The sequence below is a fragment of the Cypionkella sp. genome (assembly GCF_028290025.1).
Lineage (GTDB): Bacteria > Pseudomonadota > Alphaproteobacteria > Rhodobacterales > Rhodobacteraceae > Cypionkella.
Map to the genome: position 1 here is coordinate 45890 of NZ_JAQGKQ010000052.1, position 25882 is coordinate 71771.

A 25882-nucleotide genomic window follows, 5' to 3' on the forward strand; every position below is an offset into this window, starting at 1 on the left:
TCGCATATAGCGCCGAAGGAGGGCGAAGGAAACCTTACGCCAGCAGATCAGACTTGTGCAGATGCAGATCAGAGGCAAGCCAGCGCGCCTCAATTTCGTGCAGTTTTTTACCCAGCGCCGGACCATGTAGCGCGGGCATCAGATCTGAGGCAGTCACCGGAATCTCGCTGGCCACGCCGCGCGCGATTTCGGCTTGCCAATTCTGCGGCAGATCGAATCCGAGTAACGCCGCGCGACACAATACAACATCAGTTGCGTCAACCTGCCCGACTTTCCACCCTAACGCAGCAGGGGCTAGGGATGACCTGATTGCGTCTCTCACAGCGTTGTTAGAGACTGTTTCTGATCGCGACAGCCTCAATGCATCGCTAGGATCAACACCACCCAAAACAGCCAGCCGCCGCTGCCAACGGGGTGTCAGGCGGTCCTCCAAATGCACCAATACTGACAGCGCCTTCGCATTGGAGCCCAGTAAGATCCGTGCGAGAATGCCGCTTTGCTCCATGGCACTTACCGCAGGCGCTGGGTCGGGCGCTGCCAACAATTTACGCATCTCTGCTCCGATGCGTTCGCGCGATAGTCCATCGATCCCGTCAGCATTGGCTGCACAAGCGGCCAATCCGTCTGCATCAATGCCATCATCCGCATTTCCATAAACCGCATAAAATCGAAAGAATCGCAGGATGCGAAGGTAGTCTTCCCGAATGCGCGCCTCGGCTTCTCCGACAAACCGCACGTGCCGGGTCAGGAGATCGGGCAAACCACCGAGAGGATCTAAAATCGTCCCGTCCGCGCGCGCATAGAGTGCATTCATTGTGAAATCACGCCGTGCCGCATCTTCCTCCACATTTTGTGAGAATGCGACAACAGCGCGTCGCCCATCGGTTTTCACATCTCGGCGAAACGTTGTCACTTCATGGCTCACGCCACGCGCCAACACCGTCACGGTGCCGTGGGCGATGCCAGTCGGAATTGTCCGAAACCCGGCATTTTCGGCGATGTTAGAGACCATTTCGGGAAGAGCATCAGTCGCGATATCAATGTCCGTAATTGTCGCCCCCATAAGCGCATTCCGCACACAACCGCCAACAAACAGCGCCGTATGGCCGCCTGCTTTGAGGGCTCCTAAAAGCGCCTGCGTACCGGGACGGTCAATCCAATCGCCCTTAACCTTCATGACGCGATCTCGGCCAAGTTGCGCAAAATGCGCGCGGTGGCACCCCAAATGTAGTAGGGGCCATAAGGCACCGCAAAGTAGCGTCTAGGCTGGCCTTTCCAAACGCGACCCTCGATGACGAATCGGCTCGGGTCGAGCACATGTGCTAAAGGCACCGTAAACACCTCATCGACTTCGCCGATCTCGCGCACGGGTGCAAATTCGTCTCTAACCAAGCCCAGAATTGGGGTGATCAGATAATTCGTTACGGTTTCATGGGTCGGTAAGCGACCTAAAACCTCGACCCTTGCGGGCGGTAAGCCGATCTCCTCCCAAGTTTCGCGCAAAGCTGCAGCCTCGGGACCGCTGTCGCCTGCATCTACTTTGCCGCCCGGAAAAGCGATCTGTCCCGGGTGGTGTTTCAGATGCGAAGATCGCTTGGTGAGGATCAGTCGCGCTCCCTCTGGCCGCAGCCAGACCGCGACCAGTACGGCAGCGGGGCGTAATATTCGGTTGCCCGGCAGTAAAACCGGATTGAGGTCAAAATCCGACGACTGGCCCGCTGGACGGGCAAGTGCATCTTTCAGGCGGGAAATTTCATCCCGCATCACCCGCCGCTTTCGCTGCTGCAAACCCAAGGGTTTTGGGGTCGAATTCGTAGTGTTTGCCGCAGAACTGGCAATCGGCGGTTACGACACCTTCGGGGGTGGTCATATGCTTTATGTCTTTCGCCGAGTAGATCGACATCGCCTGCACTACCTTGTCAGCTGAGCACGAGCAGCCGAAATGCACCACTTGCGCATCAAACACCCGAGGTTCTTCCTCGTGAAACAGCCGCACCAGCAGGTCGGTGGGCGAAACGGTTGGCCCGATCAACTCTATCTGCTCAACCGTATCCAGCAGAGCATTGGCACGCGTCCAATTTTCAGCCTCTTCGCCCGCCAAAATATCAACGTGGCTTAGCAGCCCGCCTTCGCCCGAGCCCGCTTCAGCAGCAACAGAGCCCCCCACTGACGGCATATGTTGCAGCATCACGCCGCCCGCCCGCCAACGCGAGGCTTCTCCGGGCACTTGATTTTTGCCAAAGGTCAGCGCGAACCGCGTTGGAACCTGCTCGGATTGGGCGAAATAAGTCTCCGCACAATCTGACAAAGATTTGCCCGCAATCGGGGTAAAGCCTTGATAAGGCTGCATATCCTGGCCTTGGTCAATCATCACTGCGAAATAGCCTTCACCGATTTGGCTGAACGGTTCGGCATTCAGATCCAGCCGATCAGAATCGTAGCTGGCATAGGCGCGAATGCGTGCAGGCTCGCCTGCCTCGGTCGGGCCATAATAATCGGTTGCGATCAGACGTGCCGGACCTTTGCCGCGAATTTGCAGGCTGAGCTTCCAGCGCAGTTTCACCGATTCGCCGATCAGCGCAGTCAGCACGGTGGCTTCAGCTACCAAAGCCTCAATCACGGGCGGATAGTTGTGCTGCTTCAGCACGTTGTCCAACGCGCCATCCAACCGGGCGACGCGGCCACGGATGTTCGAACGGTCGAGTTGAAAGGGCAGGACGGTATCGTCCCAAGCAATTTGCAAAGGGGAGGTCATGGGGTTTCCTAAACGTGCCATGCTTGGCATACCGCGCCTATATAGGCAGAGCAACCGCACACCCAAGGGGTCAGCATGATCAAACGCTATGGAGACCGCCCGAAAATCGGCCGTCATTACACCCGGAGGCCGGGAGTTTATGCGGTTCTTTGGGACCGCGGCGCGCTTTTGACTACCTTTCAGGCCGAGCCAGAGCCGGAATATCAGCTACCGGGCGGCGGTATTGATAAGGGTGAGCATCCGATTGCGGCGCTGCACCGCGAAGTGATGGAAGAAACCGGCTATCATATTGCTGGCATCCGTCGGCTGGGGACGTTTCGGCGGTTCACCTTCATGCCGGAATACGATCTTTGGGCCGAAAAGATTTGCACGGTTTATCTCGCACGGCCAGTTTTGCGCATTGGCCCGCCGACAGAGCCGGGGCATCAGGCAATCTGGATGCAGCCGGAGGCTGGCCTGCGTCTGCTAGGAAATCCGGGTGATCGCGCGATGTTGGCGCTGGCCATGCGTCAGCTTGGGCCAAGATAATCAAAAATCAGCCCCGAAACGTCATCTGGGAAAACCCCACCTCCAGCGAAAGTGTTCAGATCCCATAGCAAGGCTTCCAGCAGATCTTGGCTGTGCAACATGCTGTTATGTTTAAGTAATGCGATCAATCCGTCGCTGCCTAATTCATCGCCGGCAGCGTTCGGGCACTCTGTTATGCCGTCTGACACCAAAAGCAAACGGTCACCCGGTTGCAGGCGAAAGCTGGTTTGCGGATATTCTGCGCCTTCAATGAGCCCAATCGGCAAGCCACCATCGCCCAGCCGTTCAATCGCACCATTCGCGCGAAGCAGCAGTGGGTGCGGATGCCCTGCTTGCACCAGCGTCGCAAACCCGGTTTCAAGGTCAATCTCAGCATAGCCTAGTGTGAAATATTGATCGACCTGCAACTCCTCGAGCATCATCCGGTTTAACCGCGCCGCCACTATCGCTGGCGGCCAGGCATCGCGCCCACCATCCGGGGCAACCCGCAGCGCGATATTGTGATCCGGTGATGCGCCCGAAAGCAGCCCCGCCAGACGTGCCGTCATCATGGCCGAAGCGACGCCATGCCCAGAGACGTCTACTGAATATACGACGATTCTTGATGTATCGACTACAAAACTGCCGACTAGATCGCCACCGACATGACCCGCCGGCCGCAGCATCAAAGTAGCCTTCCCCGCGCCGAAATCGCGCAAACGGTCGCGCATCAATGTCTGCTGCAGCTTACGGGCTTCAATCAAATCGCGGTCGAGCGAATCATACAGCTTTTGCAGTTCGCCGAGCGTGCTGCCGATCAGGCGGTTCTTTTCGATCAGCTCATCCTGCATGCCCAAAATGCGCTCGCCCGCCCGCAACCTTGCGTGCAGCTCAGCCGCGCTGACGGGTTTGGTCAGAAAATCATCGGCGCCATGCTCTAGCCCATCGGCAATTTCGTTCGTTTCAGATTTCGAGGTGAGCAGAATGAAATAGCCGTAGCCCTCGCGTGGAAGCGTTCGGAATGCCTCGCAAAATGCCAAACCGGTCATGCCAGGCATCATCCAATCCGACAGAACAATGTCGAAATCTTGCAACCTGCACAGCGCCAAAGCCTCATCCCCGGACGCTGCTTCGGTGACCTGATAGCCCCAGCGGGTCAGTTGCATCTGCAGAATTTTGCGCTGCGCCTTGCTGTCATCAACCACCAAAACTGGTCGGGCCGCGAAAGCACTCAGCCTGCGCACATCGGCCATTTGCGGAAAAGAGTCTGGTTTCACGAGCGCGCCTATCTGGTTAAGCCTTTTTTGCGCTAAAAATCTTAACAGCCAGTGAACTTAAAACTCTGCAAAAACATCAGTGGTCACGAATTATTAAGCAGACACTGCCACTTTGCTGACGGTTAGGTGAAAGCAGGTGTGGTTTGATCGAATGGGACAGGGTGAAGGAGCTGCGGTCAGAGATCGGCAACGACGGCTTCGCCGAAGTGATAGCGATGTTTTTGGAGGAGGCGGATGAGGTGATTGGGCGTATCGGCGATACTGTCGGTACCGAAGCGTTGGAAGCAGATCTGCATTTTCTGAAGGGTGCGGCGCTCAACCTAGGCTTCGCGCAGTTCGCGGCTTTGTGTCAGGATGGTGAACGCCGAGCATCGGGGGGTGATGCTGGTTTTGATCTGGAGCAAATTTGTAGCAGCTATCAGGCGTCTAAAATGACATTGACGACTTGGCAGAAGGATAGCGCGGCTTAGATCAAAAATTCGGCCAAAATTTCATCATTGGTGATGTCGCGATAAGTGAAGGCGGCAGCGTCCAACTGATCGAACAGGTTCGTGAAATTTGAGGCTTGGCTGGTTTCAATGCCGATCAGGACCGAGCCAAAGTTGCGCGCGGATTTCTTCAGATATTCAAACCGCGCGATGTCATCTTGTGGACCCAACATACCAAGGAATTCTTTCAACGCACCGGGGCGCTGTGGCATCCGGAGGATAAAATATTTCTTCACGCCGGAATAGCGCTGGGCGCGTTCTTTCACTTCCGGCAACCGCTCAAAATCAAAGTTACCGCCCGAGGTAACGCAAACCACGGTCTTGCCAGCAATCTCGGCGGTTAAATCTTGCAACACATCGACCGAAAGCGCACCAGCAGGTTCAAGCACGATGCCTTCGACGTTCAGCATCTCGAGCATGGTGACGCAAATCCGATCCTCTGGGGCGAGCAGAACTTCCGCGGGTTTCACCCAACCCAAAGCCGCAAAAGTTTTGTCTCCTAACCGCGCCACAGCTGCGCCATCGACAAAACTGTTGATCGTTTTTAACTTTACCGGCTCTGACGCCGCCAAAGCCGCCGTCAGGCTTGCACCGCCCGCCGGTTCGACAAAGCGATACGCGGTATGGGGCGCTTCAACCCGCAGATATCGTGTCACACCCGAGGCCAGACCGCCGCCACCAACGGGCAAGATAACCAGATCCGGCGCACGGCCCAACTGATCCAGCATCTCAACCGCAACCGAGGCTTGACCTTCGATGACATCCTCATCATCGAACGGCGACAGAAAATGCGCGCCCTGCTCGATGCAATACTTCTGCGAGGCCGCCAACGTTTGATCAAAGTAATCCCCGGTCAACACGATCCGCACCGCGTCGCCGCCAAACGCTCGGGTCTTGTCGATCTTTTGCTGCGGTGTAGTCACCGGCATAAAAATCGTGCCCTTCACGCCGAAATGTTTGCAAGCAAACGCCACGCCCTGCGCATGGTTGCCCGCGCTCGCACATACAAACGCCATTTGCCCGGGATTGGTGGCACGTACCTTGCGCATGGCCGTGAACGCGCCGCGAAGCTTATAGCTGCGCACTGGCGACAGGTCTTCGCGCTTCAGCCAAATTTCCGCCCCATAGCGCCGCGACAAATAATCATTACGTTGCAACGGCGTGCGCGGGAACAACTCACGCAGGGCGCGAGTCGATTGGCGTGCAGCGTCGCAAAATTTGATGGCAAAATCATTCATAACCCCCGATTACGCCCGCCGAGAGCGTAAAAGCAAGTCAGACCAGCGGCCGTTTTTCAATGTAATGACCGTAAAGCGTCGTCAAAATCGACAAGCCCACCATCATCACCGGCCAGCCCGCGACAATTTGCCAAAGCTGCGCGACGATGCCGACCCCGCCAAACACGAACCAGCCGATCAGGTTGATCGCCCACATCGCCCCCGCCATAATCACCGCGAGTTGCAGCAACGGACGCCACTCGCCCGCCGTTGCCTGCCATCCGGCCATCAGCGGTGGATTGGCCCCCAAAGCCGTACCGGGAAGCGCCGCGGTCAGCCGAAGCCCCAGATAAATCATCGGCACCTGCACCATCGCGGCCATCAGCAACATTGCGATAAACATGCCGCTTGTCGCCATAAGGCGGCCGAACAACAGCCCGACAATCATTCCCAAAATCAGGCTCAGCGCCAAAAGCACCAGGCCGATCAGCAATGATTTGAAGAAATAGGACCCCATTCGGTCGGCCATGAACGGTGGTATCGGGCCATCGGGCACCTCACCCAGCAGTACATAGCGATGCCATGTCACTGCGATCCAGATACCGGTGATCAGCGCCACGATCAGCACCAGCGCCAAACTCAGCCCGAACCCACCGCCAATTTGACCAGCGTTCCGTGATGCAAGCGCATAGCCCAGCGCCAAGGTGACAATCACCTGAATTAGATACAGCAGGCCCGAAATCCTTATCGCCGGGCCAAGGTTATCCACCACTTGTCGCAAAGAATGCGAAAAAATCTGCACGCCTTTCATCCCGTCCCCCTTATTTTACCTGTTCGACTTACAGGGTCAGCCTCGGGCTATCCTGTCAACCTTTGCACTCGGCAATCGCCGCTTTTCCCCCGCAATGGTCGTAAAGCGTGGCCATGGTCAACGCTGCCATGACCCCAATCCCAGCCTGTCAACCGCCAGCCTTGCCCTTGGCCGCGTTTCCCGATAATCGCGGGCGAAACCCGCATCGGAGTTGCACATGACCGCCAAACTCGCGCCGAAGAAAGTCGTCCTCGCCTATTCCGGCGGTTTGGATACCTCGATCATCCTGAAATGGCTGCAAACCGAATATGGTTGCGAGGTGATCACCTTTACTGCCGATCTGGGGCAGGGTGAGGAATTGGAACCGGCGCGGCAAAAGGCGATTCTGATGGGCATCAAGCCCGAGAATATTCACGTCGTCGATGTCCGCGAAGAATTTGTGCGCGATTTCGTGTTTCCGATGTTCCGCGCCAATGCGGTGTATGAAGGGCTTTATCTGCTCGGCACCTCGATTGCCCGCCCGCTGATTTCGCAGCATTTGGTGCGGATTGCGCATGAAACCGGGGCCGATGCCGTGGCGCATGGTGCGACGGGTAAAGGCAACGACCAAGTGCGGTTTGAACTGTCGGCGGCGGCTTTGGACCCGGCGATCAAGGTTATAGCACCGTGGCGCATCTGGGATCTGACCAGCCGCACCAAGTTGCTGGAGTTTGCCGAAGCCAACCAAATCCCGATTGCCAAAGACAAGCGCGGTGAAGCGCCGTTTTCGGTCGATGCTAACCTGCTCCACACCTCGTCCGAGGGTAAGGTGCTGGAGAATCCCGCTGAGGAAGCGCCAGAGTTCGTCTATCAGCGTGTAACGCCGGTGGAAAAAGCCCCCGATACCCCGGAGTATGTCGAAATCGGATTTGAAGCTGGCGATGCGGTGTCGATCAACGGCGAAATTCTATCGCCCGCCACCATCCTTGCGCGCCTGAACGATCTGGGTGGCAAGCATGGCGTCGGCCTGCTCGACCTGGTGGAAAACCGTTTCGTCGGCATGAAATCGCGGGGCCTCTATGAGACCCCCGGCGGCACAATTCTGCTGGAAGCCCATCGTGGCATTGAGCAAATTACGCTAGATTCCGGCGCGGGCCATCTGAAAGACAGCATCATGCCGCGCTATGCCGAGCTGATTTACAACGGCTTCTGGTTCTCGCCCGAGCGTGAGGCGATGCAGGCGCTGATCGACAAAACCCAAGAATACGTCACCGGCACCGTGCGCTTGAAGCTTTACAAAGGCTCCGCCCGCACCGTCGCGCGTTGGTCCGATTACAGCCTGTATTCTGAAAAGCACGTTACGTTTGAAGAAGATGCTGGCGCTTACGACCAGAAAGACGCCGAGGGCTTCATCCGCCTGAATGCTTTGCGCCTGCGTCTGATTGCTTCGCGTAATGCGCGGGTTGCAAAAAAATAAGCTGTTTGGTGCATCGAAGCGGCGGGGGCCAAGCTCCCGCCGATTTGTTTTGTCACCGCACCGCTGACTTATCCAAACCGCGCGCTATCTCGACACTATGACCAAACCCCGCCTGATCCTTGTGCTTGGCGACCAGCTGACCGACAGCCTCGCGAGCTTGCGGCAGGCCGATGTCGCGCGCGATGTGATCGTAATGGCCGAGGTGATGGCAGAATCGACAGCCGTGCCACACCATCCGCAGAAGATCGCGCTGGTGCTTACGGCGATGCGCAAGTTTGCCAAGCACCTGACCGCGCAGGGCTGCCGCGTCGCCTATTCCAAGTTGGATGATCCCGAAACCGGCCCCTCGCTGCCAGCGGAAGTTCTGCGACGCGCCGCCGAATTTGGTGCGGATAGGCTTATCGTCACGACTCCGGGCGATTGGCGACTTTTGCAAGCGCTTGAAGCTGTGCCGCTTACGGTCACTATGCTGCCCGATGATCGCTTCCTTTGTCCGCCCGAAACCTTCACGGCTTGGGTCAATGAACGCAAGCAGCTTCGGATGGAGTGGTTTTATCGCGACATGCGTCGTCGCACCGGCCTTCTGATGGACGGCGATCAGCCCGTCGGTGGCCAGTGGAACTTTGACCCCGAAAATCGCAAAGCCGCCAAGCCCGACCTGCTGCGTCCTAAGCCGCTGCGCTTCGAGCCTGATGCCGAAACCGAAGCTGTCTTGGAGCTGGTGGAACAACGCTTCCCAAAGCATTTTGGCAAACTGCGCCCGTTTCATTGGCCGACAGATCGCGCCCAAGCCCTTGAAGCGTTGGATCATTTCATCAAGCACGGCCTGCCGCGCTTTGGCGACGAGCAAGACGCGATGTTGTGTGATGACCCGTTCCTCAGCCATTCGCTGCTGTCGTCCTGTATCAATCTTGGCCTGCTGTCGCCTTTAGAAGTCTGCCAGCGCGCCGAGGCGGAATACCCTGCAGGTCGCGCTCCGCTGAACGCTGTGGAGGGTTTTATCCGGCAGATCATCGGCTGGCGAGAATACATGCGTGGCATTTGGGCGCTGAACGGCCCGGACTATCCGACGTGGAATGCGCTGAACCATAAGGCGCCGTTGCCGTGGGTCTATTGGGGGGGCGAAACCAAAATGGCCTGCATGAAGGCCACGGTTGCCCAGACCCGCGATCTGGCCTATGCGCACCACATTCAGCGATTGATGGTTACGGGAAATTTCGCCCTTTTGGCAGGAATAGAGCCTATTTTAGTCCATGAATGGTATCTCGCGGTCTATATTGATGCCTTCGAATGGGTGGAGGCTCCCAACACCATTGGGATGAGCCAGTTTGCCTGCGGTGGTCAGCTTGGGTCGAAACCCTACGTCTCCTCCGGCGCGTATATCGACCGCATGTCCGACTACTGCGGCCATTGCGCCTACAATGTTAAAGACCGCACCGGGCCTGACGCTTGTCCATTCAATCTACTGTATTGGCATTTCCTCGACCGCCACCGCGACCGCTTCGAGAAAAACCCTCGCATGGCCCAGATGTATCACACATGGGACAAAATGGCTGATACCCATCGCGAAACTGTTCTGCGCGAAGCCAATGATCTGCTGGCCTCGCTTCATAGCGGCGCGCCGATCTAAAGTTTATACGCCACCAATCGCTCATAATACGGCAACGCCTGCCGAGCTAAATCTGCATAAACCCCGCCCAGTCTCGGCAGCGGCCCCTCAGCCCCAGCAAACCCCGTGCTGCGATGCACCGCCGCATACCAATGCGGTGCCCAAGCCCCATCGGCTTCATTACCGCCCGCAGGCCAGTGCAGCATCTTGCGGGTAAACGGCACCTCAATCGCCATGCATAATCTGCGCAACATAGCCTCTGGTTCAACGCGAATATCGTCGCTGTCGATCACCACCGGAGCAGCGCCAAACCACTGAGCCACCTCGTCAAAAAGCTCCGCTTGCTGCACAAACCCGACATCGTCCAGCGTCGTGCCTTCACGCTTCTTGGCATAGCTGGCGATAACGCGCGCCGGATGCCGGATCAGAAAAACGTTGGTACAGGACCGCATCCAGCGGCGATCAAATTGCGCAAGCATGTGCAACGCCGGATGCTTTTGGTAAAACATAGTATTGCCGCCGGGCACCGGACCCTTGCAAATAGAGGCGACGACATCCGGGTCAGGCTCGTGCATCGCAAGCACATCATCGCGTAACGGATGATTGACCCCGGTATATTCTAGGTAGGCGGCGTAAAACGGTGCGTCCCAAACCGTGCAATCGCCCCGCGCCGCAAAACTATACATCATTGCGGTGGACAGACCGCGCGGCACGGACCACATCGCGATGCGTTTGGCGGCAGACGTCATGTTTTATCCTCGACCAAGGCTCTAACAGGCCCAAGTCACCGATTTGGTGGCTATGCCTGCGGTGATCTCAACTCGGCGACGATGGCTCGCGCCGCCGCTGCGGGATCTGACATCTGCCAAACCGGACGCCCCACCACGATATGATCGACACCATCGGCGATTGCTTGCGCCGGTGTTGCAACCCGTTTTTGATCACCCAAAGCTGCCCCCGCGGGCCTCACGCCCGGCGTCACGATCAACTTGCCAACCGCTTGCGGCAAAGTCCGGATCAGCGCGGCTTCTTGTGGCGAAGCGATCACCCCGTCAGCCCCAGCCTCCAGCGCCCGCGCGGCACGTTCAATCGTAATTTCGCGCAGATCGCCGGGCCGGATCAGGTTCGCATCCAGATCGGCGCGGTCCAGCGAGGTTAGCACAGTCACGGCCAAAATCTTCAGCCCGGTTCCCGACTTGCCCTCGGCCGCCGCCCGCACCACTTGCGGATCACCATGCACGGTCAAAAAATCGAGATCATACTGCGCAATACCGCGCACCGCCGCTTCCACCGTCGCGCCGATGTCGAATAGCTTCATGTCGAGGAAAATGCGCTTGCCGTGCTCTTGCTTCAACTCGTTTGCCAACGCAAAGCCGCCGCCCGTCAGCATCCCGAGCCCGATTTTGTAAAACGACACCGCATCGCCCAAGCGCGCCGCCAGTTCCAAGCCCTGCACGATGTTTGGCACGTCAAGCGCCACGATCAAGCGGTCGTCGGAAATACGATGATCCGGCATTGCGATCTCCTGTGATTTCGGGCGTCATGCGACCAACTGATCGGTCTGTCAAGGAGTGCGCCCGATGATCCTCGCTTTCGACATCGGCGGCACCCGCATCAAAGCGGCGCGCAGCCAGAACGGCAGGCTTGAACGGTTGGGAGAAACCCCTACCCCGACCGATGATTTTACGGCCTTCGCCGCCGCGCTCGCAAGTTTTCTCACCAATGAAACCGCCATTGCAATCTCGATCACCGGAGTCGTTGACCCGAACACTGGCCGCATCAAAGTCGCCAATATCCCCTGCCTTGACGCCCGCAATGTCGCCGCTGATCTGCAAGCCGCCCTCAGCCGCCCAGTGCTGATCCTAAACGACGCCGATTGCTTTGCGATGGCCGAGGCGACGAGCGGCGCAGGCCGCGGCTACCGTAACGTCTTTGGCATCATACTTGGTACGGGGGTTGGTGGCGGGTTGATTTTGAACGGCAAAATCGTCACCGGGCCGGGAGGTTATGCGGGTGAGTGGGGTCATGGCCCGGTGGTAGAAAGTCCTGCGTTTCCCTGCGGATGCGGTCAAATTGGTTGTCTTGACACCATAGGCGGCGCGCGTGGGCTAGAGCGGATGCACAAGCATTTCACCGGGCAAGACGCCACCGCTCAGACGATCATTGCGGAATGGAAAGTTGGGCAATCCGTCACTATTGAGCGTTGGCTAACAATCCTCGGTGGCCATCTCGCGATGGTGGTTAATCTGGTCGGGGCAGAGATCATTCCGGTTGGTGGCGGCCTTGCCAATGATGCCGAGCTGATCGCGGCCCTAGACGCGAAAGTGCGCGCAGGCATTCTGCGCAAGACTGATCGTCCGCTTGTCGTTCCGGCCACGGTTTCCGCCGATGCTGGCCTCGCTGGTGCTGCCGCTGCCGGGGAGGCCGCCTTTGGCTAAGATTCTGCTCGAAGTCTGCGTTGACGATCCCGCTGGCCTGTCCGAAGCCATCGCTGGCGGTGCCGACCGGATCGAACTTTGCGCTGCCCTTGCTCTGGGTGGCCTGACTCCGAGCTTTGGCCTGATGCAGATGGCAGCGCAGTCGGGCGCTTTGTGCTACCCGATCATCCGTCCCCGCTCGGGCGATTTCAATTACACGGTGGCCGAGGTCGAGGTGATGCGCGCTGATATTCGCGCTGCCCGCAAGTTGGGCCTGAAGGGAGTTGTGCTCGGTGCCAGCCACCCCGATGGTCGCCTTAACGAAACCGTGCTGCGGGTTTTGCTGGCAGAAGCCCGAGGTTTAGACACGACTTTGCACCGTTGTATTGACCTAACCGTAAACAAGCCTGAAGCGGTCATTGTCGCGAAATCCCTCGGCTTCCAGCGCATCCTCACCTCGGGCGGCGCAGTCACGGCCGCAGCAGGCGCAGAAACCCTCGCCGCGATGTTTGCCGCAGCCGGCGATGGCTTAATCATCATGCCCGGCTCTGGCATATCAGTTGAAACACTGCCGAAACTTGCCCACCTGCCGCTGACGGAAATCCACGCCTCGTGTGCAAGCTCGCTACCGAGCGGAGGTGCGCCCCTCGCCTTCGGCTTCCAATCCGGAACGGAAAAACGCACCGACAGCGCCAAGGTGGCGTCGCTAAAAGCTGCATTGGCTCGTATATATTCCTGATACGGCGGCAGCTCTAAATTTTCGTTCCTGCATACCAAACCGCGTCGATCTCCCAATCAGCACGCAAATGTACCAGATGAGCAGCCCGCCCTGCTGCCAAATGCCCATATTCACGCGTCGCGCCGATCACTGAAGCCGGAATCGAAGTCGCCATCTTAAGCGCGCGGGCGGGGTTTATCTGCGCTTGCTCGACCACGACCTTGATCGCTTGCGGCAAGCTTAGATCAGCCCCTGCCAAGGTTCCGTCGTCTAGCGTCAACCGCCCATTATGACGGCGCACCCGCCGCCCGTTCAACTCAATCTCATCTAGGTCAGACCCGGCGAAAGCCATGCAATCCGAAACCAAGAACACCCCGCTCGTTTTCGCCGCCAAGGCGATCCGAAGCGTGGCCGGGCTGACATGAATTCCGTCCGCAATCAGCCCCGCACTCCAATCAGCATCCAGCACGGCACCGGCCAAACCCGGCTCTCGATTACCCAACTGGCTCATAGCGTTGAACAAATGCGTGGCGCAGCGTGCACCGGCAGCCATCGCCTCACACGCCGTCTCATAACTGCAATCGCTATGCCCCAGGCTGACCACGACCCCCGCCGAAGTCAGCGCTGCAATATGTTTGGCGCTGGCGCTTTCCGGCGCAACTGTCAGCATCAGCGCGGGCAGTTCTTTGGCGGCAGCACACAGCCGCGCCACGTCCTCGGCCGTCATTGGTCTTATCAACGCCGGATCATGCGCACCCTTGCGGCGTAGGTCGAGATGCGGGCCTTCAAAATGCAGCCCCAGAAACCCCGGCGTTTTGGAGCGGGCAGCCTCTATCCCTGCGGCGATAACCCGCGCTGTCGCAGCGGGGGTATCCGTGATCAACGTCGGCAAAATTCCTGCCGAACCAAGCCGTAGATGCGTGGCACAAATTTGCTGCAACGTTGTCAAATCTGTCGTGCCGCCGACCATCAGCCCACCGCCGCCGTTGACCTGCAAATCCAAGAAAGCCGGTGACAGGATGCCGCCCCCCAGCGCAATCCGCTCGCCGGCCAAACCACGGTCATCAGGCTGCACTGCAGCGATGACGCCATCCTCAACGAGGACAGCATGACCATCCAGCAACCGTTCACCATCGAAAACCTGTGCGCCCGAGAGGATTTGCAGGCTCATATCGTCTCCGTCACCTTGCGTAGATGCGGTGGTGTGTCGGGATCAAAGCCGCGGCGCCGCGCCAAGGCTTCGATAAATCCGTAGAACCCAACGATCAGCGTCAGCGGAGCGACAAGGGAATGCAGACCCTCGACTGAAGGCAGGGTGGTGCAGTCTTTGACACTCGCCCCAGTCAGGAACACATCGGCTCCCTGATCTGACAAGCGCCCAGCGGTGGCGATCAGTTGCGGCAGCGCTGCATCCTCAACCCCAAGCGCAAACACCGGAAAATTGGCCTGAACAATGGCTGCGGGGCCGTGCAACACTTCTGCAGCCGAATAGGCTTCGGCATGCAAGCCGCACACCTCTTTGAATTTCAGCGCAGCTTCATTTGCGATGGCAAAAGCAGGGCCGCGCCCGAGCACGTAAAGCGATTGGGCTCGCGACAAACGGTTGGCGAGTGGGGACCAATCCAATGACAACGCCTGCTCAAACGCCTCTGGCAAACCTGCAACTGCTGCCTGTAACGCCGCATCTCGCCGCCATTCAGCCAATAACGACAGCCCCGCAAGTGCCGAACTTACGAAGGTTTTTGTGGCCGCCACACTTTGCTCAATCCCGGCTTGCAGCGGCAGACAATGATCCGACACCGCCCCCATTGGCGCATCGGCAAAGTTAGTGATCGCTATCGTCAGCGCCCCAGATGCCCCGGCAGAGCGCATCATTTCTACTATATCCGGGCTGCGGCCAGATTGAGAAATGCCGATGCAGGCAGCATCCTTCAGCCGCAATGTCGCGCCGTAGATAGAGGCGATGGACGGCCCGACCGAGGCAACGGGCACCCCTGCCGCCAGTTCGATGCAATATTTCAGATAAGTCGCTGCATGGTCAGACGATCCCCGCGCGACAGTCACAATCAGACCGGGGTCGCGAGCGCGTAAGGCAGCGGCGGCCTCTTGAACCGCCGCCTTGGAGTCGCTCAGAAACCGAGCCGCAGCCTGTGGGATTTCAGCGACCTCTCCGGCCATAAAACTTTCGGTCAATCGGAATTCCTTTCACCATCTGGGGCAAGTTTTAACTCAACAGCAAAATCGTAAGCATCGCCGCGATAGATTGACCGAGTGAACTCCACCACCCGGCCCGTGGCCAAGTAGGAAATCCGCTCAATCTTCAAACTTGCGGTGCCGGGGCTAACGCCAAGCAGTTCCGCATCTTGACGGCCAAGATTGGCGGCAGAAATCCGTTGAACCGCTCGCACGGGCCGGAGGCCGCGCTGTTCTAGCGTCGCATAAAGTGAGGTCGTCACAGCTTCGGGGTCGGGCAGCATAACGCTGGACAGTGCCGCGCGCTCAATCGCCAGCGGCTGCCCGTCGGTAGAGCGCACCCGTTCTAGCCGTGCCACACGATCACCCGAACCAAGGCCCAGCGCCATAACCTCCTCGGGAGCTGGCAGGAATAGCGCACGGCAAATCCAGATTGATTCGGCCTGCTTACCACGCCGCGCCATATCATCGGTGAACGAGGTGAGTTGCGACAAAGCCTGCTCTAGCCGCACGACGCGTTGGGCGACGAAGGTGCCCGAGCCGCGCTTTTGCACCAGCTCACCAGAGGTCACCAAAGACTGAATCGCCTTGCGCACTGTCACCCGCGACAATCCGGTCATCATCGCCACGTCACGTTCGGGCGGCAAGCTATCGCCCGGCGTCAGGCGAGCGGAGGCTATCGCATCAACAATCCGGCGATGGAGTTGAATGTAAAGCGGGCCCGACCCGGCTTTGACGAAATCTTCCGGTGAAAACAGGCCGCTCATGCCGCAATGTCCTGCCGCGCCAGCCATAAAGCGCCGTCAACTCCGCTGCCCAAAGCGGTGCGGATATTCCAGCGATCCGCAAATCGTGGCGCAATGGCGTTGCCAATACCGCCCAAGAAAACCACAGAGATCGCCGGTTTGGGCTGCAGCAAAGCGATGTACTCGGCGATATCGGCCTCGGCTTGCGTCATTAATGTAAGCGCGGCTGGGTCATCTGAGTTTACAATGCGCTTAGCAAAATTGGCGAAATCCGCAGCGCGCGCGGTGAAACCAAACGCGATGATGCCCTCATCACCGCCAAGCTCATCGCGCACCGACCGCAGCAATGGCGTCAGTTCAGCCAAGCCATCGCCCGCCCGCAGACAAGCCGACAGCAGCGCGCGACCCAGCCAAGCGCCGCTGCCTTCATCGCCGAGAACCCAGCCACGCCCGCCAATCCGATGAACAACGCCGCCCAGTTGCCGCACGAACACCGATCCGGTGCCAACCGCCGCTACAATGCCATCGCCATCGCGCAGCGCACCCTTGAGCGCAGTCATCGCATCAGTTTCGACCCGCAACGACGTAAACGGCAAGCCCGCCCGCAGCCGCGCCACACTTGCCGCCACATTGGCACCCGCAAGGCCCATCGCCACGCGCAGTCGCGGCAGTTCTGCCTTAGCGGCGTCGGCCCCAACCGCTTGACGCAGCGCATCCTTTGCCACCGCGAGAATGTTGAGCAATGCGGCATCGGGATCGGAGGCGATGTTGGCAGGCCCAGCCTCGGCACGCGTCAGAATCTGGCCGTTGCCATCGGCCAAAGCCGCGCGACACCCGGTTCCGCCCCCGTCGATTCCCAGAAAAAACTGCATCCCGACTCCTCTTGGCAGTAAGATACCAAATTAATACCAAATAGAAAGATCTATCTAGGAAACATTCAAAACCGCCAGAATATTCAGCGAATACAGTTAGAATAAGGTTTATTTCAGATGATGCTTTACTAGTGGTATTATTTTGGCATTATGTATGCACCAGGGGAATCAAATGGCCGATCGCACGACCGAGACGTTGCACCCAAGTTCAGTCGGGCTTCATCTAGCCTCGGCGGAAGACGTGTTCACCCGTCTGCTCGATGCTCAGATTGCCGCTGTTTCTACCATCCGTCCAGCATTATCGGCATTGATTGCCGCCGCCGAAGCCAGCGCAGATGCGCTACGTTCGGGTTTTCGCTTGGGCTATGCCGGGGCTGGATCGTCTGGCCTGATGGCGCTGGCCGACTGCATCGAATTGCTGGGCACCTTTGGCATTCCGGTTGATCGCACGCCGATGCTATTCGCCGGTGGTGCTGCCGCTTTGATGCAAATGACCGGCGCGGTTGAAGATGACCCGGCCCAAGCCATTCCCGATCTGGCGCGCGCTGCTTTCGGGTCGGGCGACGTGGTGATCTGCGTCTCGGCCTCTGGCAATACGCCCTACACTATCGCTGTGGCGCAAGGCGCTAAGGCCAATGGCGCGCATGTGGTTGGTATTTCCAACTTTGCGGGTTCGGCGCTGCTAAAGCTGTCGGACTTCCCCGTTCCGCTCGACACTGGCCCAGAGGTTATCGCAGGCTCAACCCGCATGGGGGCAGCTTCAGCGCAAAAAGTCGCGCTGAATATGCTGTCCACGCTGGTCGGAATCCGGCTTGGCAATGTGCATGACGGTTATATGGTGAATGTCGTAGCCGATAATGCAAAGCTGATCGACCGCGCGGCGCGGATAGTTGCGGCGATATCGGGACAAGACCCAGAACAGGCGCGCGACGCATTGCGCAAAAGCGGTGGCGCTGTGAAACCAGCAATACTGATCGCGCTTGGGGTCGAACCCCGGCAGGCTCTGGCCAAACTACAGGCCGGTGGCGGCCATCTATACGCCGCGATGGAGAATATTCTACCAAACTAAAATCAATCGGGCGAAACAGCCCGCAATAGGGAGACTACAATGACTGCCAACACTCTGCGTATCGCCTTTCTGACCAGCACTTTGCTGGCAGGCATGGCCCATGCCGAAGATGTCACGCTGAACATCGAATCCTGGCGCAACGACGATCTGACCATCTGGCAAGATCAACTGATTCCAGCGTTTGAAGCGTCGCACCCCGGCATCAAGATCAATTTCGCACCTTCAGCTCCGGCAGAATATAACGCCGTGCTGAACTCCAAACTCGACGCGGGTTCTGCGGGCGATCTGATCACCTGCCGCCCCTTCGATGCCTCGCTCGATCTGTATAACAAGGGCCAGATCACCGATCTGACCTCGCTTGCCGCGATGGCGAACTTCTCGCCAGTGGCTAAGTCTGCTTGGCAGACCGACGATGGCAAGGCGACGTTCTGTATGCCCATGGCCTCGGTGATCCACGGCTTTATCTACAACAAAGACGCCTTTGATGCGCTGGGCATCGCGGTGCCGACCACTGAAGACGAGTTCTTCGCGGCGCTGGATAAGATCAAAGCCGACGGCACTTATATTCCGATGGCAATGGGCACTAATGACCAGTGGGAAGCCGCTACGATGGGCTATCAAAACATCGGGCCAAACTATTGGAAGGGCGAAGAAGGCCGCCTTGCGCTGATCAAGGGCGACCAGAAGCTGACCGACCCGGATTGGGTTGCGCCTTATGCGACCTTGGCGCGCTGGAAAGACTATCTCGGCGACGGGTTTGAGGCTCAGACCTATCCAGACAGCCAAAATCTGTTCACGCTGGGCCGCGCTGCGATCTACCCCGCCGGTTCATGGGAAATCGCGGGCTTCAACACCCAAGCTACCTTCAAAATGGGGGCGTTCCCGCCACCAGTGCAGAAGGCTGGCGATGAGTGCTACATTTCGGATCACACCGATATCGGCATGGGCATCAACGCGAAATCCGCGCATCCAGAAGAAGCTAAGGCGTTCTTGGAGTGGGTAGGCTCGCCAGAGTTTGCCACGCTCTATGCAAACGCGCTGCCGGGCTTCTTCTCGCTGAACTCCACCCCTGTCGCGATGAAAGACCCGCTGGCACAGGAGTTTGTCAGCTGGCGTGACAAGTGCAAATCGACGATCCGCTCGACCTACCAAATCCTGTCGCGTGGCACGCCGAACCTTGAGAATGAAACGTGGAACGCTTCGGCTGCCGCGATCAAAGGCACCGAGACGCCAGAAGCCATCGGCGCGCGGCTTCAGTCGGGCCTCGAGTCCTGGTACAAACCCACCAAGTAATGCTGTCAGGCGGCCCCCAAACGCGGGGCCGCCTCCCCCGCTTTCCCCTTAAATTCCGGAGGTTCGCATGGCTGCCAAGGCTTTCCGTTGGCATATTCCGGTGTTTCTGGCGCCCGCCGTGCTGGTCTATACCGCGATTATGATCATCCCGCTGTTCGGCACGCTGAACCTCTCGCTCTATAATCTCGAAGGACAAAACCGCATCTTTGTCGGCCTTGCGAACTTCAGAACCCTGTTTGGCGATCCGCGCTGGTCGGCATCGTTTTGGAACGCGCTGGGCAACAACGCTTGGTTTTTCATGGTGCATATGCTGGTGCAAAATCCAATCGGGGTGCTGCTGGCTGCGATCCTGTCCAGCCCGCGCCTCCGCTTCGCTGCCGCCTACCGCACCGCAATTTTCGTCCCCGCCATCCTGAGCTTCGTGATCGTCGGCTTCGTCTGGAAGCTGATCTTGTCGCCGATCTGGGGCATCGCCCCCGGCATGTTGGATTGGGTTGGCCTGAAATCGCTGTACCTGCCGTGGCTTGGCAAAGAGCAATACGCCCTGACCACGCTTGCCCTTGTGTCGGTCTGGCAATTCGTCGGCATCCCCATGATGCTGATTTACGCCGCTTTGCTGAACATCCCCGAAGAAGTGCTTGAGGCCGCTGAGATGGACGGTGTCACCGGGGCGAGCCAGTTTTGGAAGATCAAACTGCCGCTCATTCTGCCGTCTATCGGCATTATCTCGATTCTGACCTTTGTCGGTAATTTCAACGCGTTCGATCTGATCTATGTCGCACAAGGCGCGCTGGCTGGCCCGGATTTCGCCACCGACATCCTCGGCACCTTCCTTTACCGCACCTTCTTCGGCTTCCAGCTGCAACTCGGCGACGCCCACATGGGGGCGACGATTGCCACCGCGATGTTCGGCATCATTCTGCTCGGGGTCTGCATTTACCTTTTCGCCATCCAGACGCGGTTACGCCGCTACCAGTTTTAGGAAGCTCAGATGGCAACCCGCATCCCGCTTAGCCGCAGCATCGCCGCCCATACCGTGCTGATAGCCTACACGCTGATCTCGCTGTTCCCGGTATTCGTCATCCTGATCAACAGCTTCAAATCCCGCAAAGCGATCTTCTCGGACCCGCTCGCCATCCCCACACCCGAGACGTTTGACCTGATCGGCTACGCTACCGTGCTGAAACAGGGCGACTTCTTTCAATACTTCCTGAACTCGATGATCGTGACCTGCTCCAGCCTGTTCTTCATCCTGCTATTCGGCGCGATGGCGGCGTTTGCGCTAAGTGAATACCGCTTCAAGGCAAACACCCTCACCGGTCTCTACCTCGCCTTGGGCATCATGATCCCGATCCGCCTTGGCACCGTCGCCATCCTGCAACTGATGGTCGCCGGGGGGCTGGTCAACACCCGCACTGCACTGGTGCTGGTCTATACCGCCCAAGGGTTGCCGCTGGCGGTGTTCATCTTGGCGGAGTTTATGAAGCAAGTCTCAGACGATCTGAAAAACGCGGGCCGCATTGACGGCCTGTCCGAATATCGCATCTTCTTCACCCTCGTCCTGCCGCTGATCCGCCCGGCGATGGCGACAGTCGCGGTGTTCTCGCTGATACCGATCTGGAACGACCTGTGGTTCCCTCTGATCCTCGCCCCGGCGGAGGAGGTTAAAACCATAACCCTCGGCTCGCAAATCTTCATTGGCCAGTTCGTCACCAACTGGAACGCCGTGCTGTCCGCCCTAAGTCTCGCCATCATTCCGGTGCTGGTGCTTTACTTGATTTTCTCACGCCAACTGATCCGTGGCATCACCGCAGGAGCCGTGAAATGATCCGCGTTCTCGTCGCAGGCTTGGGCAATATGGGCCTCAGCCACGCCCTCGCCTATCACAATAACCCCGCCTTCCAGATCGTCGGTTTGGTCAATCGTTCGACGCCAAAACTGCCCGAGGAACTGCAAAGCTACCCGCTAACCTCCGATTATACAGAGGCTCTAACTCGGCTGAAACCCGACCTCGTCTGCGTCGCCACTTACTCCGACAGTCACGCCGATTACGCTTGCGCAGCGATGGACGCTGGTGCCGATGTGTTCGTCGAAAAACCGCTGGCAACTACGGTAGCCGATGCCAAGCGCGTGCAGGCGAAAGCTGTGGAAACCGGGCGGCGCGTCGTCGTTGGCTATATCCTGCGGCATCACCCGAGTTGGATCAGGCTGATCGAAGAAGCCCGCGCCTTGGGCGGCCCCTACGTGTTCCGTCTGAACCTCAACCAGCAATCCTCCGGCCCGACTTGGGATGTGCATAAAGCGCTGATGCAAACCACGCCGCCTATCGTCGATTGCGGCGTGCATTATGTCGATGTGATGTGCCAGATCACTGATGCCAAGCCGGTCGAAGTGCGTGGCATGGGGTTGCGGCTGTCGAATGAAATCGCGCCTGATATGTATAATTACGGCCATTTCCAAGTGCTGTTCGACGATGGTTCGCTTGGTTGGTATGAGGCTGGCTGGGGTCCGATGATGTCTGACACCGCGTTTTTCATCAAAGACGTGATCAGCCCGAATGGCGCGGTTTCCATCCGTATGCCCGACAACGCGCGCTCGGATGATATCGATACTCACACCAAAACCAACCTGTTGCGGGTGCATAAAGTGGCCACCGGAGATACCGATATCTCAATGGCCGATGAACCCGGCCACCAACAACTTTGCGACCGTGAGCAAGCCTTTGTTGCCCGCGCTATTGCCGAAAAACTTGACCTGTCCCGTCACATGCAAGACGCCGTTCAATCGCTGGCCATCTGCCTCGCCGCAGATGAAAGCGTGCGCTCCGGCCAGCCTGTCAAATTATAAGCGTTTCAGGTTTACAATGAATCGTAAATCGCTGCCTCTCACTCCACCCGACCGCGTTTTACGATATTGTCCCTGCTTTGAAAACCTGAACCGCTTTAGGAGGCTGCCATGGGTTCGCTGACACTAACCAACGTGACCAAATCTTTCGGCACAACCGAGGTGATCACCGGCGTCGATCTGCACGTCAATGATGGTGAGTTTTGCGTATTCGTCGGCCCCTCCGGTTGCGGTAAATCCACTCTGCTGCGGATGATCGCTGGGCTTGAAGATTGCACGGGCGGCGAGATTGCCATCGACGGCAAACGTGTCAACGAGGTCGCCCCCGCCAAGCGCGAACTTGCGATGGTGTTCCAATCCTACGCGCTTTATCCGCATCTGACTGTGCGCGACAACATGGGGCTGGCGTTAAAACAAGCCGGTTTCGCCAAGCCCGATATCACCAAAGCCACCGACCGCGCCGCCGGGATGCTGTCACTGGAACCGCTGTTAGACCGTCGTCCCGCCGAACTTTCCGGCGGTCAGCGCCAGCGCGTTGCCATTGGTCGCGCCATCGTGCGCACCCCGAAACTGTTCCTGTTCGATGAGCCTTTGTCCAACCTCGACGCCGCCCTGCGCGTCGCAACCCGCATCGAAATTGCCCGCCTGCACCGCGAACTCGCCGCGACGATGATCTATGTGACGCACGATCAGATCGAAGCCATGACCCTCGCCGACCGCATCGTTGTGCTTCGGGCGGGCAAGGTTGAACAAGTCGGTGCCCCGATGGAGCTTTACAACGACCCCGCCAACACCTTTGTCGCCGGCTTCATCGGCTCGCCGCAGATGAATTTCTTGAAGGCGGGCGCGCTGGGTATGCGGTCTGACACCATGGGCCTGCGCCCCGAACACCTGACAATCTCACGCGAAGCGGGCCAGATGGCCGGCAAAGTCTCGCATGTCGAAAAGCTGGGCGGTGAAACGCTGGTCTATGTCCATGTTGAGGGTCAGGGCCTTCTGACCGTGCGGCTGTTCGGCGAACACAGCTTCACCGTCGATGAAACCGTCTACCTAACCCCCGACGCCCCCCGCGCTTTCCACTTTGACGCGAACGGTTTGCGGCTGCGCTGAAATAAACGCCGTTTACTGCTTCACCAGCCGCGCCACAAAACCGTTGCGTGCCAGAGCTCTATCAAGGCGAGCACAACCGTTCTCCACTGCATTTGTTTGGGAACCCCAAACCACCTAATGCTAACCCTTCACATCCCTGTGCCCAGCCGCCAAACCACCCTTGCACCTGCCTTTCCCTTGGAGGATTGTCCGGGCATGGCTTCCGCTCGTATCCTCCCGCTTATCGTCGCCACAGCTTTGCTGATGGAGAACATCGACTCATCAGTCCTGTCGACCTCGCTGCCGCAGATCGCCAAGGATTTGAACTCCGATCCGATCCATTTAAAGCTGGTCCTGACCACCTATCTGCTCGCCCTTGCGGTGTTCATCCCCGCCTCGGGATGGATGGCGGATCGGTTCGGGGCGCGTAAAATATTCCGCATCGCCATTGTGCTGTTTGCGCTCGGCTCCATCGCCTGCGCGCTTTCGACCAACCTGATCGAACTGGTTGCCGCCCGCGCCCTGCAAGGCATTGGCGGGTCAATGATGACACCGGTGGGTCGCCTGATCGTGCTGCGCGGTACGCCTCGCGCAGGTCTGGTCGGCGCGCTGGCGTGGCTGACCGTGCCGGCCCTGCTTGGCCCGGTGCTTGGGCCGCCCTTGGGCGGCTACATAACAACCTATTGGGATTGGCGCTGGATTTTCTGGATCAACATTCCGATTGCCGTGCTGGGCGTGATCCTCGCCACCCTGTTCATCCCCGACCTGCGTGAGCCTGACCCCCGCGGCTTTGACACTGCAGGCTTCCTACTACTTGGTCCCGGTCTTGCAGGCTTTTTGACCGGGGCGACACTAATGGGTCTGAACCTCGCGTCACCGCTCGCGGTTATTGCGCTGACAGGCGGAGGCGCCGCCCTGATTGCGCTTTATGTTCGCCATGCTTTGCGGGTGGCCGAACCGATGGTCGATTTGCGCCTGTTAGCGTTGCCGACCTTCCGCATCAGCGTTACCGCGGGCACGCTGTTCCGCGTTGGTGTCGGCGCGCTGCCGTTCCTGTTGCCACTGATGCTGCAACTCGGTTTCGGGTTGAACCCGTTCCAATCGGGGATGCTGACCTTTGCCTCTGGTGTCGGTGCGCTGGCGCTGAAGTTTGCTGCCCAGCCTATTTTGCGCCGTTTTGGTTTTCGGCGCGTGCTGCTGGTGAATGCATTGATCTCGTCAGTGTTTATCCTTGCCCCCGCTGGATTCACCCCGCAAACGCCGTGGCTGTTCATGCTGGGCGTACTCTTTGTTGGCGGTCTGTCGCGGTCGCTGCAATTTACCTCGGTCAATGCAATTGCCTATGCTGAAGTGCCATCAGAGCGGCTATCTTCGGCGACCAGCTTTACCGCTGTGCTGCAACAACTTTCTGGTTCGATCGGCATCACTCTCGCCGCGATGACCCTTGAAGGTGCGGGCTGGCTGCGCGGCACTTCGGCGACAGATTTGGGCAATTTCCCCATCGTGTTCATTGTGATAGCTTTGCTTTCGCTGTCGTCTGCGCTGATTTTTGCGCGGTTGTCACCGCAAGCGGGGTCGCAATTGGTCCGCGCTGCTGATTGACACTGCAGGGGTTTGCGTCGAGTCTGAACGCTAGGTTTAAGCTAGTTTTGTGAAACGAAAGGTATGAGTATGGAGATCAATCTGACCGTCGAACGACCCGAGGAGGGGCCAAAGTCCGGACCGGTCAATATCGGCTGGTTTCTCACTCGGGACAAAGGCGCTGTTCTGTACGATCCGCCAGAGCGCGTGTCGTTTCGCCAAACCAACAAGAGTCACGCCAAATCTGCCAGCCGCTGCCCCGCAGTGATCCAGCTGGAAAGCCGATATTTTATGATCAAGAGTCCCTATGATATCAATCTTGGCTTCGGTCGCGACGATAAGGGTAAAGCGCATCTGATCAATCGGTCGGGCACGGCGTCTACTATCCGCGCCAACAAGCTGAACGAAGTGATGACTCTGGTTGCGGAAAATGAGTGGCGCTATCCTGACCGTCCGACCGTGCAAATGGGGTTACCTTACTGTTTTATCGCCGATGAGTTGGTTTACATCACTCAACTTTCCGCTTTTGCGCATTATCGCAAAGACCCAATGCCCGGCACTATTTTTGGCGGGCGGTTCCTGCTGAACGTCTGGCCGCGCGCTCTGATGTGGGCTTTCGAATGGCATGAGCCGACGAAAGACCTTGTGATAAAGCGCGGTGAGCCGCTGTTCTATGTCCAGTTTGAAGCCGAAGGCCCGGATCGTGCGATCCAGATGGTCGAGGCCGAAAAGACGCCGGCCTTAGAAAAATATATGGAACAAATTGGTGGCGTTGTAAGCTATGTCAACCAAACCTTCGGACTGTTCAAAGCGGCTGAGGCTTTGCGTCCGAAGAAGCTGCTGACCCCAAAGGTTCGTGATTAAGGATTGGCACGGCGAAGTGGCTCTGCCGTCCTGACCACCACCTCGCAAAGGCATTCCCAATGCGCAGCTTTCTAGA

The 25882-nt window shown here is 58.3% G+C and carries 26 protein-coding genes; 14 read left to right on the forward strand and 12 right to left on the reverse strand.

The features are described from left to right. Nucleotides 1–34: 34 nt before the first annotated feature. The 3 genes from JWS10_RS08340 to JWS10_RS08350 are packed head-to-tail and all read right to left on the reverse strand — an operon-like array spanning nt 35 to nt 2755. Nucleotides 35–1177 (reverse strand): CCA tRNA nucleotidyltransferase, encoded by a 1143-nt coding sequence (locus JWS10_RS08340; RefSeq protein ID WP_299506291.1) that lies wholly within the window; start codon nt 1175–1177, stop codon nt 35–37. Then, entirely contained in the window at nt 1174–1764 is a 591-nt protein-coding gene (locus JWS10_RS08345; protein ID WP_299506293.1) for a CoA pyrophosphatase, read from the reverse strand. The genes JWS10_RS08340 and JWS10_RS08345 overlap by 4 nt, the downstream gene beginning before the upstream one ends. Continuing rightward, complete coding sequence (locus tag JWS10_RS08350) at nt 1754–2755, reverse strand: Hsp33 family molecular chaperone HslO (RefSeq protein ID WP_299506296.1); 1002 nt, start codon at nt 2753–2755, stop codon at nt 1754–1756. Before JWS10_RS08350 ends, JWS10_RS08345 begins: the two co-directional genes overlap by 11 nt. 75 nt (nt 2756–2830) lie before the next feature. Here JWS10_RS08350 and JWS10_RS08355 point away from each other — a divergent pair, with 75 nt between their 5' ends. After that, the gene (locus JWS10_RS08355; RefSeq protein WP_299482689.1) at nt 2831–3283 is read left to right on the forward strand and encodes an NUDIX hydrolase; all 453 of its coding nucleotides are present in this window, start codon (nt 2831–2833) and stop codon (nt 3281–3283) included. Here JWS10_RS08355 and JWS10_RS08360 read toward each other — a convergent pair. Then, on the reverse strand, nt 3265–4515 hold the full coding sequence (locus tag JWS10_RS08360; protein ID WP_299506341.1) for a SpoIIE family protein phosphatase: 1251 nt from the start codon (nt 4513–4515) through the stop codon (nt 3265–3267). The genes JWS10_RS08355 and JWS10_RS08360 overlap by 19 nt on opposite strands. Nucleotides 4516–4700: 185 nt before the next feature. On the opposite strand from JWS10_RS08360, the gene JWS10_RS08365 reads away from it, so the two are divergent. After that, nucleotides 4701–5009 (forward strand): Hpt domain-containing protein, encoded by a 309-nt coding sequence (locus tag JWS10_RS08365; protein ID WP_366943523.1) that lies wholly within the window; start codon nt 4701–4703, stop codon nt 5007–5009. Here the strand turns inward: JWS10_RS08365 and ilvA are convergent. Together ilvA and JWS10_RS08375 are read right to left on the reverse strand one after the other, a co-directional pair. Further along, nucleotides 5006–6265 carry a threonine ammonia-lyase IlvA gene (ilvA, locus tag JWS10_RS08370; RefSeq protein WP_299506300.1) on the reverse strand — a complete coding sequence of 420 codons (1260 nt, stop codon included), beginning with the start codon at nt 6263–6265 and terminating at the stop codon, nt 5006–5008. The two genes, JWS10_RS08365 and ilvA, sit on opposite strands and share 4 nt — an antisense overlap. 37 nt (nt 6266–6302) lie before the next feature. After that, nucleotides 6303–7055 carry a hypothetical protein gene (locus JWS10_RS08375; RefSeq protein ID WP_299506302.1) on the reverse strand — a complete coding sequence of 251 codons (753 nt, stop codon included), beginning with the start codon at nt 7053–7055 and terminating at the stop codon, nt 6303–6305. 217 nt (nt 7056–7272) lie between these two features. Between JWS10_RS08375 and JWS10_RS08380 the strand changes: the two genes are divergently transcribed. Together JWS10_RS08380 and JWS10_RS08385 are read left to right on the forward strand one after the other, a co-directional pair. Further along, the gene (locus JWS10_RS08380) at nt 7273–8511 is read left to right on the forward strand and encodes an argininosuccinate synthase (RefSeq protein WP_299506305.1); all 1239 of its coding nucleotides are present in this window, start codon (nt 7273–7275) and stop codon (nt 8509–8511) included. Nucleotides 8512–8608: 97 nt separating this feature from the next. Next, nucleotides 8609–10141, forward strand: coding sequence for a cryptochrome/photolyase family protein (locus JWS10_RS08385; RefSeq protein ID WP_299506308.1), 1533 nt, complete (start codon nt 8609–8611; stop codon nt 10139–10141). Here the strand turns inward: JWS10_RS08385 and JWS10_RS08390 are convergent. Both JWS10_RS08390 and pyrF read right to left on the reverse strand, forming a co-directional pair. After that, complete coding sequence (locus JWS10_RS08390; RefSeq protein WP_299506343.1) at nt 10138–10842, reverse strand: HAD family hydrolase; 705 nt, start codon at nt 10840–10842, stop codon at nt 10138–10140. The two genes, JWS10_RS08385 and JWS10_RS08390, sit on opposite strands and share 4 nt — an antisense overlap. Before the next feature lie 77 nt (nt 10843–10919). Continuing rightward, nucleotides 10920–11621: an orotidine-5'-phosphate decarboxylase gene (pyrF, locus tag JWS10_RS08395; RefSeq protein WP_299506345.1), complete on the reverse strand. Its 702-nt coding sequence runs from the start codon at nt 11619–11621 to the stop codon at nt 10920–10922. Nucleotides 11622–11700: 79 nt separating this feature from the next. On the opposite strand from pyrF, the gene JWS10_RS08400 reads away from it, so the two are divergent. Together JWS10_RS08400 and JWS10_RS08405 are read left to right on the forward strand one after the other, a co-directional pair. Then, the gene (locus tag JWS10_RS08400; RefSeq protein WP_299506310.1) at nt 11701–12558 is read left to right on the forward strand and encodes an ROK family protein; all 858 of its coding nucleotides are present in this window, start codon (nt 11701–11703) and stop codon (nt 12556–12558) included. Beyond that, nucleotides 12551–13276, forward strand: coding sequence for a copper homeostasis protein CutC (locus JWS10_RS08405; protein ID WP_299506312.1), 726 nt, complete (start codon nt 12551–12553; stop codon nt 13274–13276). The genes JWS10_RS08400 and JWS10_RS08405 overlap by 8 nt, the downstream gene beginning before the upstream one ends. Before the next feature lie 13 nt (nt 13277–13289). Here the strand turns inward: JWS10_RS08405 and nagA are convergent, their stop codons facing one another. Genes nagA through JWS10_RS08425 form a run of 4 tightly spaced genes read right to left on the reverse strand, consistent with a single transcriptional unit; the run spans nt 13290 to nt 17066 of the window. Next, on the reverse strand, nt 13290–14426 hold the full coding sequence (gene nagA / locus JWS10_RS08410; protein WP_299506313.1) for an N-acetylglucosamine-6-phosphate deacetylase: 1137 nt from the start codon (nt 14424–14426) through the stop codon (nt 13290–13292). Then, nucleotides 14423–15448 carry an SIS domain-containing protein gene (locus JWS10_RS08415; protein WP_299506316.1) on the reverse strand — a complete coding sequence of 342 codons (1026 nt, stop codon included), beginning with the start codon at nt 15446–15448 and terminating at the stop codon, nt 14423–14425. Before JWS10_RS08415 ends, nagA begins: the two co-directional genes overlap by 4 nt. Next, on the reverse strand, nt 15445–16215 hold the full coding sequence (locus JWS10_RS08420) for a GntR family transcriptional regulator (protein ID WP_299506319.1): 771 nt from the start codon (nt 16213–16215) through the stop codon (nt 15445–15447). Before JWS10_RS08420 ends, JWS10_RS08415 begins: the two co-directional genes overlap by 4 nt. Further along, nucleotides 16212–17066 carry a BadF/BadG/BcrA/BcrD ATPase family protein gene (locus tag JWS10_RS08425; protein ID WP_299506321.1) on the reverse strand — a complete coding sequence of 285 codons (855 nt, stop codon included), beginning with the start codon at nt 17064–17066 and terminating at the stop codon, nt 16212–16214. Before JWS10_RS08425 ends, JWS10_RS08420 begins: the two co-directional genes overlap by 4 nt. Nucleotides 17067–17238: 172 nt before the next feature. Here JWS10_RS08425 and JWS10_RS08430 point away from each other — a divergent pair, with 172 nt between their 5' ends. From JWS10_RS08430 to JWS10_RS08465, 8 genes are all read left to right on the forward strand, one after another. Beyond that, entirely contained in the window at nt 17239–18135 is an 897-nt protein-coding gene (locus JWS10_RS08430; protein ID WP_299506323.1) for an N-acetylmuramic acid 6-phosphate etherase, read from the forward strand. Nucleotides 18136–18174: 39 nt separating this feature from the next. Continuing rightward, a complete protein-coding gene (locus JWS10_RS08435) occupies nt 18175–19428 on the forward strand; it encodes an ABC transporter substrate-binding protein (protein WP_299506325.1) in 1254 nt (417 codons plus the stop codon). Between the two features lie 67 nt (nt 19429–19495). Continuing rightward, complete coding sequence (locus JWS10_RS08440) at nt 19496–20410, forward strand: carbohydrate ABC transporter permease (RefSeq protein ID WP_299506328.1); 915 nt, start codon at nt 19496–19498, stop codon at nt 20408–20410. 9 nt (nt 20411–20419) lie between these two features. Next, on the forward strand, nt 20420–21256 hold the full coding sequence (locus tag JWS10_RS08445; protein ID WP_299506331.1) for a carbohydrate ABC transporter permease: 837 nt from the start codon (nt 20420–20422) through the stop codon (nt 21254–21256). Then, the gene (locus tag JWS10_RS08450) at nt 21253–22275 is read left to right on the forward strand and encodes a Gfo/Idh/MocA family oxidoreductase (protein ID WP_299506334.1); all 1023 of its coding nucleotides are present in this window, start codon (nt 21253–21255) and stop codon (nt 22273–22275) included. Before JWS10_RS08445 ends, JWS10_RS08450 begins: the two co-directional genes overlap by 4 nt. 108 nt (nt 22276–22383) lie before the next feature. Further along, nucleotides 22384–23382, forward strand: a complete 999-nt coding sequence (locus JWS10_RS08455; protein ID WP_299506337.1) for an ATP-binding cassette domain-containing protein — start codon at nt 22384–22386, stop codon at nt 23380–23382. A 195-nt stretch (nt 23383–23577) separates the two neighbouring features. Then, complete coding sequence (locus JWS10_RS08460; RefSeq protein ID WP_299506339.1) at nt 23578–24963, forward strand: DHA2 family efflux MFS transporter permease subunit; 1386 nt, start codon at nt 23578–23580, stop codon at nt 24961–24963. A 69-nt stretch (nt 24964–25032) separates the two neighbouring features. Then, nucleotides 25033–25806 carry a hypothetical protein gene (locus JWS10_RS08465; RefSeq protein ID WP_299477006.1) on the forward strand — a complete coding sequence of 258 codons (774 nt, stop codon included), beginning with the start codon at nt 25033–25035 and terminating at the stop codon, nt 25804–25806. Nucleotides 25807–25882 lie beyond the last annotated feature (76 nt).

Excerpts from the sequence above, each read along its gene's own strand:
- JWS10_RS08340 (WP_299506291.1), bottom strand. The coding sequence starts at position 1,177 with ATGAAGGTTAAGGGCGATTGGATTGACCGTCCCGGTACGCAGGCGCTT.
- JWS10_RS08345 (WP_299506293.1), bottom strand. The coding sequence starts at position 1,764 with ATGCGGGATGAAATTTCCCGCCTGAAAGATGCACTTGCCCGTCCAGCG.
- JWS10_RS08350 (WP_299506296.1), bottom strand. The coding sequence starts at position 2,755 with ATGACCTCCCCTTTGCAAATTGCTTGGGACGATACCGTCCTGCCCTTT.
- JWS10_RS08355 (WP_299482689.1), top strand. The coding sequence starts at position 2,831 with ATGATCAAACGCTATGGAGACCGCCCGAAAATCGGCCGTCATTACACC.
- JWS10_RS08360 (WP_299506341.1), bottom strand. The coding sequence starts at position 4,515 with ATGGCCGATGTGCGCAGGCTGAGTGCTTTCGCGGCCCGACCAGTTTTG.
- ilvA (WP_299506300.1), bottom strand. The coding sequence starts at position 6,265 with ATGAATGATTTTGCCATCAAATTTTGCGACGCTGCACGCCAATCGACT.
- JWS10_RS08375 (WP_299506302.1), bottom strand. The coding sequence starts at position 7,055 with ATGAAAGGCGTGCAGATTTTTTCGCATTCTTTGCGACAAGTGGTGGAT.
- JWS10_RS08380 (WP_299506305.1), top strand. The coding sequence starts at position 7,273 with ATGACCGCCAAACTCGCGCCGAAGAAAGTCGTCCTCGCCTATTCCGGC.
- JWS10_RS08385 (WP_299506308.1), top strand. The coding sequence starts at position 8,609 with ATGACCAAACCCCGCCTGATCCTTGTGCTTGGCGACCAGCTGACCGAC.
- JWS10_RS08390 (WP_299506343.1), bottom strand. The coding sequence starts at position 10,842 with ATGTGGTCCGTGCCGCGCGGTCTGTCCACCGCAATGATGTATAGTTTT.
- JWS10_RS08400 (WP_299506310.1), top strand. The coding sequence starts at position 11,701 with ATGATCCTCGCTTTCGACATCGGCGGCACCCGCATCAAAGCGGCGCGC.
- nagA (WP_299506313.1), bottom strand. The coding sequence starts at position 14,426 with ATGAGCCTGCAAATCCTCTCGGGCGCACAGGTTTTCGATGGTGAACGG.
- JWS10_RS08420 (WP_299506319.1), bottom strand. The coding sequence starts at position 16,215 with ATGAGCGGCCTGTTTTCACCGGAAGATTTCGTCAAAGCCGGGTCGGGC.
- JWS10_RS08425 (WP_299506321.1), bottom strand. The coding sequence starts at position 17,066 with ATGCAGTTTTTTCTGGGAATCGACGGGGGCGGAACCGGGTGTCGCGCG.
- JWS10_RS08430 (WP_299506323.1), top strand. The coding sequence starts at position 17,239 with ATGGCCGATCGCACGACCGAGACGTTGCACCCAAGTTCAGTCGGGCTT.
- JWS10_RS08435 (WP_299506325.1), top strand. The coding sequence starts at position 18,175 with ATGACTGCCAACACTCTGCGTATCGCCTTTCTGACCAGCACTTTGCTG.
- JWS10_RS08440 (WP_299506328.1), top strand. The coding sequence starts at position 19,496 with ATGGCTGCCAAGGCTTTCCGTTGGCATATTCCGGTGTTTCTGGCGCCC.
- JWS10_RS08445 (WP_299506331.1), top strand. The coding sequence starts at position 20,420 with ATGGCAACCCGCATCCCGCTTAGCCGCAGCATCGCCGCCCATACCGTG.
- JWS10_RS08450 (WP_299506334.1), top strand. The coding sequence starts at position 21,253 with ATGATCCGCGTTCTCGTCGCAGGCTTGGGCAATATGGGCCTCAGCCAC.
- JWS10_RS08455 (WP_299506337.1), top strand. The coding sequence starts at position 22,384 with ATGGGTTCGCTGACACTAACCAACGTGACCAAATCTTTCGGCACAACC.
- JWS10_RS08460 (WP_299506339.1), top strand. The coding sequence starts at position 23,578 with ATGGCTTCCGCTCGTATCCTCCCGCTTATCGTCGCCACAGCTTTGCTG.
- JWS10_RS08465 (WP_299477006.1), top strand. The coding sequence starts at position 25,033 with ATGGAGATCAATCTGACCGTCGAACGACCCGAGGAGGGGCCAAAGTCC.